We start from the raw sequence: 11,595 nt of genomic DNA, 5'->3' as shown, positions 1-11,595 counted from the left end.
TCTTCACGTGACCGACCGTTCCCACTCCCCGTACCGTCCCGCCCGTCGCGGCAAGGGCCGCAAGGGGAGCGGCGCCAAAGGCCCCGCGGCGGCCGCCGCCCCCACCACCCCCAAGGACCCCGCGCGCCGGGTCGCCTACGACGTCCTGCGGGCCGTGCAGGAACGCGACGCCTACGCCAACCTGCTGCTGCCGGCCATGCTGCGCGAACGCGGCGTCACCGGCCGCGACGCGGCACTGGCCACCGAGCTGACCTACGGCGCCCTGCGCCGCCAGGGCACCTACGACGCCATCCTCGACGCCTGCGTCGACCGGTCGCTGGCGTCCGTCGACTCCGAAGTGCTGCCCGTCCTGCGGCTCGGCGCGCACCAGCTGCTCAACACCAAGATCCCGCCGCACGCCGCCGTGAGCGCCACCATCGACCTCGCCCGCCGCGTCATCGGCCACCACCGGTCGCGCTTCGCCAACGCCGTGCTGCGCAAGGTCAGCGTCCGCGACCTGGACGAGTGGACGGCGGTCGTCGCGCCCGACCGCGCCACCGACCCCGTCGGCCACCTCGCGGTACTGCACAGCCACCCGCGCTGGATCGTCGAGGCGCTCGCCGCCGCCCTCGGGGAGGCCCCCGGCTCCGCCGACCTCGAACGCCTGCTGGCCGCCCACAACGAACGCCCGAGGGTCACCCTGGTCGCCAAGCCCGGCCGCGCCTCGGTGGCCGACCTGGTCGCGGGCGGCGCCGTCGAAGGACGCTACTCGCCCTACGCCGCCTACCTCACCGAAGGCGACCCGGCGGCGGTACGCGAGGTGCGCCAGCGCCGCGCCGCCGTCCAGGACGAGGCCAGCCAGCTCGTCGCGCTGGCGCTCACCCGTGTCCCCGTCGAGGGCACCGACACCCGGTGGCTGGACATGTGCGCCGGGCCGGGCGGCAAGGCCGCCCTCCTCGCCGGGATCGCCGGGCAGCGCGACGCGCGGCTGCTCGCCGCCGAAGTCCAGCCCGCACGGGCCGGGCTGGTGGCGGGGGCCGTCGAGCGGTCGGTCCGCGACGCCGGGCGCGCCGTGGTCGCCGACTCCACCCGGCCCGCCTGGCGCGACGGCTCCTTCGACCGCGTGCTCGTCGACGCGCCGTGCACCGGCCTGGGCGCGCTGCGCCGCCGCCCCGAGTCGCGGTGGCGGCGGACAGACGGGACCGCCGCCGAGCTCGCGCCCGTGCAGCGCGACCTGCTGGAGCGTGCGCTGGACGCCACCCGTCCCGGGGGCGTCGTCGCCTACGTGACCTGCTCGCCGCACCTGCCGGAGACCGGCGAGATGGTCGCGTCGGTGCTCGCGGACCGCTCCGACGCCGCCGTGGTGCGCGCCGCCGACCACCTGCCCGAGGTCCCCGACGTCGCAGCGGGCGACCACGTCCAGTTCTGGCCGCACCGCCACGGCACCGACGCGATGTTCCTGGCCCTGCTGCGCAAGCTCTGAGACGGCCCCGGTCCTGGCAGTGGGCGGAGCCGGACCGCCGTTCGGCGTTCCGGTACGCGGGCGACCGGTTCCCTTCGGCCCCCGGATGTCGTGTCCGGCCGGAAGGGGACCGGCGCCGCCCCCGCCGTCGCCGCGCCGCCCGCCCGCGCGGACGGCATGCCGCCTCCGCCCACCGCGAGCAGGGGCGATGCCGCAGCGGCCCTAGACTCGGGGCCGTGGCAATCCAGATCTCACCCAGCATCCTCTCCGCCGACTTCGCCCGTCTCGCCGACGAGGCGGCGGCCGTCGCCCATTCCGCCGACTGGCTGCACGTCGACGTCATGGACAACCACTTCGTGCCGAACCTGACCCTCGGCCTGCCGATCGTCGAATCGCTGCTCAAAGCGGCCGCACTCCCGCTGGACTGCCATCTGATGATCGAGGACCCCGATCGGTGGGCCCCCGCCTACGCCGAAGCCGGCGCCGGAAGCGTCACCATCCATGCCGAGGCCGCCCGCGCCCCCGTCCGCACCCTCCGCGAGATCCGCGGCCGGGGCGCTCGCGCCGGGCTCGCGCTCAACCCCGCGACCCCGCTCGACGCCTACGCCGACCTCGCCCCGGAGGTCGACATGTTCCTGCTGATGACCGTCGAACCCGGATTCGGCGGGCAGAAGTTCCTCGACCTGGTGCTGCCGAAGATCCGCCGCGCGCGCGAGCTGATCGGCCGCACCGGCGGCGACATCTGGCTCCAGGTCGACGGCGGCGTCTCCGGCGAGACCATCGAACGGGCGGCCGAGGCCGGCGCCGACGTGTTCGTCGCCGGATCCGCCGTCTACGGCGCGGGGGACCCCGCCGCCGCCGTCGACGCCCTGCGCGCACAGGCCCGGAAGGCGGCCGCCGCCGGCTGACGCCGGCGCCCGCCGGCAACCCCCCGGGCCCGAGCACGGTCGACTTTGTGCGCCCGGCTCCCGTCCGATGGGCCGCCCACGTGACCGACGCTCCCGATCCCGTGTGCGCGCCCCGTTGCGCGGGTACACGGGCGTGTCCAGACTGGTCCACCGGCCCGGCCCGGCCCTCTCCGGCCGAGCGGGCCGGGCGGACGTGGCGGCGGACAGTGAGGAACGGAGGCCGGATGGACGCGGTGTGGGGTAGCGAGGTCGGCGTCAACCTGTGGTTCCAGGCGCTGGGGGACCGGCTGCAAGGCCCCATGGAGGTCCTCACGGTCCTGGGGTCGCAGATGCTGCTCATCCCCCTGCTCTCCCTGCTGTTCTGGTCGGTGGACGCCCGGACCGGATCGCGGGCCCTCGTGGTCCTGGCGGGGTCGTCCCTGGTCAACGGTGTGCTGAAGGTGGCCTTCCACGGGGCCCGCCCCTACTGGTTCGACACCCGCGTCAGCCCGATGTCGGAGGAGTCCACGTTCGGGGTGCCCTCGGGCCACACGCAGAACTCCGTGGCCGGGTGGGGCTACCTGGCGGCCCGGTGCGCGCGCCGCCGGGCCTGGTGGGCGGCGGCGGTCCTGGTCGCGGTCGTCGTCGTCACCCGCCTCTACCTGGGCGTGCACTTCCTCAGCGACGTGGTGGCCGGCCTCGCCGTCGGCGGGCTCCTGCTGTGGCTCGCCCTGCGCTACGAGGACGCCGCTGTGCGCTGGTGGCGCCTGCGGCCCCTGGGCGCGCAGATCGGGCTGGCGTTCGCCGTCGCCGCGGCCCCCGCCCTCCTCGCCGCAGCCTGGCAGCTCCTGGTCTTCCCCGGCTGGACCCCGCCCGCGCAGTGGGCCGGACCCGTGCCCGCGGATGTGGCGGCGACATCCCTGGTCCGGGCGTTCGCGGCCGCCGGCGCCCTCTTCGGTGTCCTCACCGGGTTCTCCGTCCTCGCCGCCCGCGGCTGGTACAGCGCGGCCGGGTCCCTCGCGGCGCGGGCGGCCCGCTTCGCGATCGGGATCGCCGGAGTCCTGGTGCTGTTCACGGCGGTGGACCGGCTGCCCGCCATGGGCGCCGGGGCCGACGCGGCGGCGCAGTTCGCGGGCGCGGCGGCCGTCGCCCTGTGGGGCGCGCTGGGGGCTCCCGAGCTGTTCGTCCGGACCGGGCTCGCGGGACGCCGCCCCGCCGCCGCGGCCGAACGCCCCGACGCGTGATGTGCCACACCTCCCGTGGCCCGGGAATGGCGCGCATGGCAGACTTGTTGATCGAGTAGCAACGAACGCGTGCTCCGGGGTCGGTGTAATTCCGAACCGGCGGTGACAGTCCGCGACCCGGCCGAATCCATCGGCCGGTTGAACCGGTGGAATTCCGGTACCGACGGTGAAAGTCCGGATGGGAGGCAGTACGCGTGGGATCGTCGGCACACCCGGCTCTAGCGGCCGGTGCGTCCCCGGTCCTTGCGGCGGTCCGCCCGCCGTCCGTCCCCGGAGCCCGCCCAGGGTGAGGGAAAGGGTTCGGACGTGTTCACCGGAATCGTGGAAGAACTGGGCGAGGTCACCGCCATCACGCCGGTCGGCGACACCGCCGGCGACGCCGCCAGGATCACCCTCCGCGGCCCCCTGGTCGCCTCCGACGCCGCCCACGGCGACTCCATCGCGGTCAACGGCGTCTGCCTGACCGTCACCGGAGCCACGGGCGAGGGCTTCACGGCCGACGTCATGAAGGAGACCCTCGACCGCTCCAGCCTCGGCGCGCTTGCCCCCGGCTCCCCGGTCAACCTCGAACGCGCCGCCAAGGTGTCCTCGCGGCTCGGCGGGCACATCGTCCAGGGCCACGTCGACGGCACCGGCCACATCCTGGAGCGCACCCCCGGATCCCAGTGGGAGACCGTCCGTATCTCCCTGCCCGCCGGACTCGCCCGCTACGTGGTCGAGAAGGGCTCCATCACCGTCGACGGCGTGAGCCTGACCGTCGCCGCCGTCGGCCCCGACTCCTTCACCGTGAGCCTGATCCCCACCACGCTCGACCTCACCACGCTCGGCCGCAAGGACGCCGGGGCGCCCGTCAACCTGGAGGTCGACGTCATCGCCAAGTACGTGGAGCGCCTCATGGGCGCCCGCGAAGCGGGCGCCTGATGGGCGGCGCGGCCTCGGGCGTGTGGTGGCTCGACTGGGCCTACGCCGGATTCACCGTCCTGGGCGAACACGTCCGGTGGGCGGACCTCATCGGCAACATCGCCGCACTCGCCACCGTCGCCCTGGCGATCCCGCGCTCCCTGTGGACCTGGCCGGTCCAGCTCACCGGGGCGGTGCTGCTCTTCGCCGTGTCGATCGACGCCCAGCTCCTCGGCAACGCGCTCAAGCAGGCCATGTTCATCGGCCTGGTCGTCTACGGCTGGACCCGCTGGGCACGGCGCACGCGCGGCGGGACCCCGTTGCGCGTCCGCCCGGCGACCGCCCACGAGCGCGGTCTCCTCATCGGCCTGCTCGTCGGCGGCACCGTCGCCGTGGCGCTGCTGTTCGAGGCGACCGGGATCTCCTGGGCCCCCTGGCCCGACGCGTTCATCTTCGTCGGCAGCGCCATCGCGACGTTCGCGCAGAGCAGGGCGCTCGTCGACTTCTGGTTCGTCTGGATCGCCGTCGACCTGGTCGGCGTCCCGCTCGCCCTGATGTCGGGCCTGTGGGTCACCGGCCTGGTCTACGGCGTGTTCTTCGTCCTCGCCGTCATCGGCATCCGCGACTGGATGCGCCGGTACCGGGCGCAGGCGGGGCCGCCGACCCGTGAAGGCGCGGTGAGCGCATGAGCCCGCCCGGACCGGCCCGGACGCCGCCCCCGGGCGCGGCTCAGCCCGCCCCGCCGCGGCGACGCGGGGCACCGCCCGGCCGCGGCGACGGCAGCGCCGCCGCCCACGGCACCCGCGGATCCGGCAGATCCGGCAGATCCGGCAGTAGTGGCAGTACCGGCAGCACCCGGCAAGGAGACACCGACATGACGAGCAGCGCCACCGATCGCACGGCGGCCGGCACCGGATCCCCGGCGCCCGTCGAACTCGACGACATCACCGACGCCATCGCCGCCATCGCGGCCGGGCGCGCCGTGGTCGTCGTCGACGACGCCGACCGCGAGAACGAAGGCGACATCATCTTCGCCGCCGAGGCCGCGACGCCCGAACTGCTCGCGTTCACGATCCGCTACACCTCCGGCGTGGTCTGCGTCCCCCTGCCCGGAGCGGACCTGGACCGGCTGGAACTCCCGTTGATGACCGCTGTCAACGAGGAGAGCATGCGCACCGCCTACACCGTCACCACCGATGCCCGCACCGGCGTGACCACCGGGATCTCCGCCGCCGACCGCGCGCACACCATCCGCCTGCTGGCCGACCCCGGCAGCGTCCCCGGCGACTTCGTCCGGCCCGGCCACATCCTGCCGCTGCGCGCCCGCCCCGGCGGAGTCCTGGCCCGCCGCGGCCACACCGAGGCCGCCATCGACCTCGCCCGCCTCGCCGGCCTGCGCCCCGCCGGCGTGCTGGCCGAGGTGGTCAACGACGACGGGACCATGGCCCGCCTGCCGCGGCTGCGCGAATTCGCCGACGAGCACGGCCTGTGCCTGATCTCCGTCGAACAGCTCGTCCGCCACCTCCAGGACGCCGGCGAAACCGCCCCGGACACCCCCCGGGCGCTGGCCGAACGAGTGGTGGAGACCCGCATCCCCAACCGCCACGGCGAATGGCGGGCCGTCGGCTACCGCGCCGCCGACGGGGCCGAGCACGTCGCCCTCGTCCTCGGCGACCTCGGCGACGGCACCGGCGTACTCGCCCGGCTGCACTCCGAATGCCTCACCGGCGACGCCTTCGGCTCCCAGCGCTGCGACTGCGGTACCCAGCTCGACGCCGCCATGGAGCACATCGCCGCGGAAGGCCGCGGGGTGGTCGTCTACCTGCGCGGCCACGAGGGGCGCGGCATCGGCCTGCTGCACAAGCTGCGCGCCTACCGCCTCCAGGACGCCGGAGCCGACACCGTCGACGCCAACCTCGAACTCGGCCTGCCCGCCGATGCCCGCGAGTTCGGCACCGGCGCGCAGATCCTCGCCGACCTCGGGGTCCGATCGGTCCGGCTGCTCAGCAACAACCCCGGTAAGACCGAGGGGCTGGTCCGGCACGGGGTGGCCGTGAGCGAGCGCGTCGCCATGCCCACCGTCGTCACCACCGACAACCTGCGCTACCTCCAGACCAAGCGCGACCGGATGGGCCACGACCTGCCCGGTATCGCCGCCGCCAACTGACCCCCCGCACCCAGTGAAGGACCCTGCGAAATGAGCGGAACCGGACGCCCCGAGGACCAGGTGCCCGACGCGGCCGGCCTTACCGTCGGGATCGTCGCCACCCGGTGGAACGCCGAGGTCGTCGAGCCGATGCTGCGCCGCGCCCTCGACGCCGTCGAACAGGCCGGCGCGGACGGGCCCACCGTCGTCCACGTGGCCGGGGCGATCGAGATCCCCGTCGTCGCCCAGGAGCTCGCCCGGACCCACGACGCCGTCATCGCCCTCGGCGCCGTCATCCGCGGCGGCACCCCGCACTTCGACTACGTGTGCCAGTCGGTCACCCACGGCCTGACCGAAGTGGCGCTGCGCGCCGGCACCCCCGTGGCGAACGGCGTCCTGACCTGTGATACCCAGGAGCAGGCGCGCGATCGCGCCGGCCTCCCGGGCAGCCGGGAGGACAAAGGACACGAGGCCGCCGTCGCGGCGCTGGACACCGCGCTGGTACTGCGCGGCCTGCGCGCGGCAGAGCGCCGGCCCGCCGGATAGGCGGGATCCGACGGAGAGGACACCAGTGCGGCAGCACGACCTGAGGGATGGGGACACCGTGGACGACGGAGCCGATCGCGAGCCCGCTCCGCTGCCGATGACCTGGCGGCCCCGGAACATGCGCCTGGTCGCCTACGGCCTGGCCGCGGTCGTCGTGGCCACCCTGGTGATCCTGGCCGCGGTCCTGCCGCCCACCTGGCAGCTGTCGGACCGCGTCGGGCTGGCCGCGCTCGGGCTGGTCGGCGCGGGCGCGCTGCACCTGCTCGGCCGGCCCCGCCTCGTGGCGGCGCCCGGCCGCGTCACCGTGGTCAACAGCATCCGCACCCACGTCCTGGAGTGGGCCGAGATCGTCGACATCCGCATGCCGGTCGGCGAACCCTGGCCGTCCATCGACCTCTCCGACGGCACCACCCTGGCGGTGATGGCCATCCAGAGCAACGACGGCGGCCTCGCCACCGCCCAGCTCGCGGAGTTCCAACGGCTGCTGCGCGCCCAGGGAGAGGGGCGCGAGCCCGCGCGCTGACCCGGCCGTCCTCCGGCCGCGTGCGGCCGGGCGCCGGCCCCCGCGCGATCACTGTCGGTGATAGCCCGTTTAAACGGGTTGAACTCCGGGCCGATTCGCTGCGTCATAGTGATATGGACATCGAAACGAGGGCCTCGGAGAGGTCCGGGCACCGCGACACCAGCCTCGGCACGGTCGCGGCCGCCGTCTGGGTCGTCATCGTGGCGATCGCGGTCGTCTCGCTGGTGGTCTTCTGACCTCCGGTCCGCAGACGGCACCGCCGGTCCCGGCCTCCTCCGATCCCCGCCTCCACCACCGGTACGGTCCACCACCCCCTCCCCGACCTCCCCCATCCGGCTCCGAACCCCCTTCCCACCACACCCCGCAGGCCGGGCGCCGCACAGCGGCCGGCCTGCGGGGTGCCTGTTCTCCTGTGGCCGGACCCGGTCCGCCGCACGGAATTCGGGCGGATCAGGGTTCGGCACGCCGCCCCTGAAGCACATAGCCTGACAACAAGGGGATCGGGGGAGCACATGAGGACGACGACCGGCACCGCCCACCCGTGCACCGCATCGTGTGTACCCGACGAAGCGGCCGCCGCGGCCCCACGTCCGGGCCGGCCTGCGCGAAGAGAGACCCGAGTGTGAACCACCGACCGCGGGGATGCGGGCGCCGACCATCGCCCCACCTCGACGTTTCCGCGTCCGCGTACGCCCCGGGCGCGCCGGAGAGGGACGCCGCCGCCGTACACCGGCGGACGGGCCCTAGGAGGAACCATGCGTGACATCCGCTCCGCTGTCGCCGACTTCTACGCCTCGGGCGAGACGTTCGCCCTGGCCACAGTGGTCGACACCTATCAGAGCTCCCCTCGCGACGCCGGCGCGGCGATGGCGGTCGACGCCTCCGGCGAAGTCGCCGGCAGCGTATCCGGGGGCTGTGTGGAGGGCGCGGTCTACGAGCTGGCCCAAGAGGTCATCGCCACCGGCCGCCCGGTCCGCCAGAGCTACGGCGTGAGCGACGACGACGCCTTCGCCGTCGGTCTGACCTGCGGTGGAACCCTGCACCTGCTGGTGGAGCCGGTCGACCCGACCCGCTACCCGGAACTCGACGACGTGCTCGCCGCGATCAGCGGGCACCGGCCGGTGGCCGTCGCCACCATCGTCGGCGGCCCCGGGCGGCTGGGCGCACGCCGGGTGATCTGGCCCGAGCGCGCCGACGGCGGCCTGGGCGGCGCCCGCCTCGACGCCGCCGTGGACGACGACGCGCGCGGCATGCTCGCCCAGGGCAGCACCGGCATCCTGCACTACGGCGCGGACGGCCAGCGCCGCGGCGACGACCTGGAGGTGTTCGTCCAGTCCTTCGCGCCCGCCCCCCGCATGCTCGTCTTCGGCGCCATCGACTTCGCCGCCGCGGTCGCCGACATCGGCGCCTACCTCGGCTACCGGGTGACGGTCTGCGACGCCCGGCCGGTGTTCGCCACGACCAAGCGCTTCCCGCAGGCCGATGAGGTCGTGGTGAAGTGGCCGCACGTCTTCCTCAGCGAGATCGAGGGGCAGATCGACGAGCGGACCGCCATCTGCGTCCTCACCCACGACCCCAAGTTCGACGTCCCGGTGCTGGAGGTCGCCCTTCGCACTCCGGCCGGCTACATCGGGGCGATGGGCAGCCGCCGCACGCACGACGACCGCATCGAGCGGCTCCGCGAGGCCGGGGTGTCCGAGGAGCGCCTGGCCCGGCTGCGCTCTCCCATCGGGCTCGATCTGGGCGCGCGTACCCCTGAGGAGACCGCGGTCTCCATCGCCGCCGAGCTGATCCAGAGCCGCTGGGGCGGGACCGGCCGGCCCCTGCACGCCACCCGGGGGCGCATCCACATCGACCCGGCCCCCCACGCCAGGGTCCCCGCCGCAGCGCGCCGTGACTGAGGCGGCCACACGCGACCGGGCGGCCGGATCCGGCCAGCGGTGCCGGGGGACTTGGGCGGTACGGTGCCCGGATCGCCCCATCCACGGGGTGTTTTCGGCGATGCGATGGCAGATGCGGGAGTGTGCCCGGCGGCGCGGTCACCGGTGCCGTGACATCATCGCGTCATGACGACACGCGAGCGCGGCGCGGCCGGAATTCCCCCAGCCGGCCTCCTGCTGGCGGCCGGAGAGGGCAGTCGGCTCGGCCGCCCGAAGGCCCTTGTCGAGCTGGCGGGGGAGCGGCTGGTCGATCGCGGCGTACGCATCCTGCGCGAAGGCGGGTGCGGGCCGATCTACATCGTGACCGGCGCCGCCGAGGTCGCGGTCGACGGGGCCGAGTCCATCCACAACCCGTCGTGGGACACCGGCATGGGCTCGTCACTGCGCGCCGGGCTCGATTCGCTGCCCGATGACGTCGACGCGGTCGTGGTGGCCCTCGCCGACCAGCCGCTGGTGACCTCGGCCGCCGTCCACCGCCTGCTGGCCGTCCACCGCGAGGACGGCGCGCGCGCCGCGGTGGCGACCTACGCCGGCAATCTGCGCAACCCCGTGCTGCTGGGCCGCGAACACTGGCCGAGCGTGCACGCCCTGGCCGAGGGCGACGTCGGCGCCCGGCCGTTCCTGCGCGCCTACTCCCACCTTGTCACCACGGTGGCCTGCGACGACATCGCCAGCCCCGACGACATCGACACCCCCGAGGACCTCGCCCGCCTGCGCGAACGGGTGAACGGAGGCCCCGCCGACGGCTGACCCGCCCCGAGCCCTCCGGTTCCACTGCGGCCCGGCCGCCGGGGTCGCAGGGACCCGGAGCGGCCCGCTCAGCCGCGGGGGGCCGGCAGGGCCCTGATCCCGAACCGCGAATCCGCGGTCGCGCCGGGTGCCAGCACCGCGAGGTCGGTCCCCGTCGCGAACGCGTTGGGCGGGCAGGTCATGGGCTCGACCGCCAGCCCGCTGCGGTGCAGGCCGCCGGGCAGGCCGTCGGCGCTGAACACCTGGAGCCACCCGTAGGATCCGTCCGCCCACAGGCCCACGGACCGGCCGGCGCCCGACAGCACGGTCCACGCGCGGCCCTGGGGATCGCGCCGCAGATCGGTGAACGCGGTGTCGAAGACGGTGGCCCCGATGCGCCGGGCGGCGCCGAAGTCGTGCTCGGTGCCCTCGACGGGCTCGGGGGCGCCGACGGGCAGCAGGCGGCCGTCCACGGGCAGCCGCGACCGGGCGGGCAGCCGCAGCACGGCGTCGTCCAAAGTGCCCCCGATCCGCAGGTAGGGGTGGGCGCCGGTCCCGTAGGGGGCGGCGGTGCCGCCGGTGTTGCGTGCCGTCATGTGCACGTGCAGCCCCTCGACGGGGTCGATCCGGTAGGCGGCGGTGAGCTCCAGCCGGAAGGGGTAGCCAGGGGCGCCGTCGAGGAGGAACGTGAGCCGGGCGAGATCGGGACCCGTCTCCACCGGCAGCCACGGCTCGGCGTGCACGAGGCCGTGCAGGGCGGTGTTGCGGGCGGGCTCGGTGATGGCGAGGCGGTGCTCGGCTCCGGCGAAGACATAGTGTCCGTCGGCGACGCGGTTCGGCCACGGGGCCAGCAGCAGTCCTTGGAAGGCGACCGGGGCCGCGGGTTCGTCGCACGGCCATACGAGGTCGTGTCCGCGCCACTCCAGCCGCAGCAGCCCGGCCCCGCGCCGGCCGATCACCGCCCGGTACTCTCCGGCGGCCAGCTCGATCGAATCGCCCACAGCCCACCGTCTTCCCGATCGCGAGTGATCCCGAGCGATCATAACCGCCCGCATCCGGGCGATCCGATGGGCGTACCCGCGGACCCGCGTACCCGTGTACCCGAGATCCCGTCACGGAGCGATCCCCCCGCCGTCCCGCTCGCGGTGGTCACCCCGCCGGAGCCGCGCATGACCGTCGCACGCTGGAACACGCCGGATCCGGGGAGGAACCCGTGGTGCGTGGGTGTGCGGGTCGACA

Annotated in this window: 12 protein-coding genes and 1 riboswitch; of the genes, 11 read left to right on the top strand and 1 reads right to left on the bottom strand. The window is 74.7% G+C overall.

The window, feature by feature from the left end; translation table 11 throughout:
- The first annotated feature begins 7 nt into the window (after positions 1-7).
- The 11 genes from ACFO4E_RS06405 to ACFO4E_RS06355 all read left to right on the top strand — a co-directional run bounded on the left by ACFO4E_RS06405 (position 8) and on the right by ACFO4E_RS06355 (position 10,377).
- Positions 8-1,462, top strand: a complete 1,455-nt coding sequence (locus ACFO4E_RS06405; protein WP_378572096.1) for an RsmB/NOP family class I SAM-dependent RNA methyltransferase — start codon at positions 8-10, stop codon at positions 1,460-1,462.
- A 215-nt stretch (positions 1,463-1,677) separates the two neighbouring features.
- Positions 1,678-2,349 carry a ribulose-phosphate 3-epimerase gene (gene rpe, locus ACFO4E_RS06400; protein WP_378572095.1) on the top strand — a complete coding sequence of 224 codons (672 nt, stop codon included), beginning with the start codon at positions 1,678-1,680 and terminating at the stop codon, positions 2,347-2,349.
- Positions 2,350-2,573: 224 nt separating this feature from the next.
- Positions 2,574-3,572 carry a phosphatase PAP2 family protein gene (locus ACFO4E_RS06395; protein WP_378572094.1) on the top strand — a complete coding sequence of 333 codons (999 nt, stop codon included), beginning with the start codon at positions 2,574-2,576 and terminating at the stop codon, positions 3,570-3,572.
- Positions 3,573-3,637: 65 nt separating this feature from the next.
- Positions 3,638-3,768: riboswitch (FMN riboswitch) on the top strand.
- A 110-nt stretch (positions 3,769-3,878) separates the two neighbouring features.
- Complete coding sequence (locus ACFO4E_RS06390) at positions 3,879-4,493, top strand: riboflavin synthase (protein WP_378572093.1); 615 nt, start codon at positions 3,879-3,881, stop codon at positions 4,491-4,493.
- Positions 4,493-5,161, top strand: coding sequence for a nicotinamide mononucleotide transporter family protein (locus ACFO4E_RS06385; RefSeq protein ID WP_378572092.1), 669 nt, complete (start codon positions 4,493-4,495; stop codon positions 5,159-5,161). The genes ACFO4E_RS06390 and ACFO4E_RS06385 overlap by 1 nt, the downstream gene beginning before the upstream one ends.
- A gap of 185 nt (positions 5,162-5,346) precedes the next feature.
- Positions 5,347-6,639 carry a bifunctional 3,4-dihydroxy-2-butanone-4-phosphate synthase/GTP cyclohydrolase II gene (locus tag ACFO4E_RS06380; RefSeq protein ID WP_378572091.1) on the top strand — a complete coding sequence of 431 codons (1,293 nt, stop codon included), beginning with the start codon at positions 5,347-5,349 and terminating at the stop codon, positions 6,637-6,639.
- A 30-nt stretch (positions 6,640-6,669) separates the two neighbouring features.
- The gene (ribH, locus tag ACFO4E_RS06375) at positions 6,670-7,164 is read left to right on the top strand and encodes a 6,7-dimethyl-8-ribityllumazine synthase (protein ID WP_378572090.1); all 495 of its coding nucleotides are present in this window, start codon (positions 6,670-6,672) and stop codon (positions 7,162-7,164) included.
- Positions 7,165-7,261: 97 nt separating this feature from the next.
- Positions 7,262-7,687: a PH domain-containing protein gene (locus ACFO4E_RS06370; RefSeq protein WP_378572269.1), complete on the top strand. Its 426-nt coding sequence runs from the start codon at positions 7,262-7,264 to the stop codon at positions 7,685-7,687.
- Positions 7,688-7,800: 113 nt separating this feature from the next.
- The gene (locus tag ACFO4E_RS06365) at positions 7,801-7,923 is read left to right on the top strand and encodes a hypothetical protein (protein ID WP_378572089.1); all 123 of its coding nucleotides are present in this window, start codon (positions 7,801-7,803) and stop codon (positions 7,921-7,923) included.
- Between the two features lie 519 nt (positions 7,924-8,442).
- Positions 8,443-9,588: an XdhC family protein gene (locus ACFO4E_RS06360; RefSeq protein WP_378572088.1), complete on the top strand. Its 1,146-nt coding sequence runs from the start codon at positions 8,443-8,445 to the stop codon at positions 9,586-9,588.
- A 165-nt stretch (positions 9,589-9,753) separates the two neighbouring features.
- On the top strand, positions 9,754-10,377 hold the full coding sequence (locus tag ACFO4E_RS06355; protein WP_378572087.1) for a nucleotidyltransferase family protein: 624 nt from the start codon (positions 9,754-9,756) through the stop codon (positions 10,375-10,377).
- Positions 10,378-10,445: 68 nt separating this feature from the next.
- Here the strand turns inward: ACFO4E_RS06355 and ACFO4E_RS06350 are convergent, their stop codons facing one another.
- Positions 10,446-11,357, bottom strand: a complete 912-nt coding sequence (locus ACFO4E_RS06350; RefSeq protein WP_378572086.1) for an aldose 1-epimerase family protein — start codon at positions 11,355-11,357, stop codon at positions 10,446-10,448.
- Between the last annotated feature and the right edge of the window lie 238 nt (positions 11,358-11,595).

The organism is Nocardiopsis mangrovi (assembly GCF_042653925.1).
Taxonomy (GTDB): Bacteria; Actinomycetota; Actinomycetes; order Streptosporangiales; family Streptosporangiaceae; genus Nocardiopsis_B; species Nocardiopsis_B mangrovi.
This window is presented reverse-complemented; position numbering and strand designations above follow the sequence as displayed.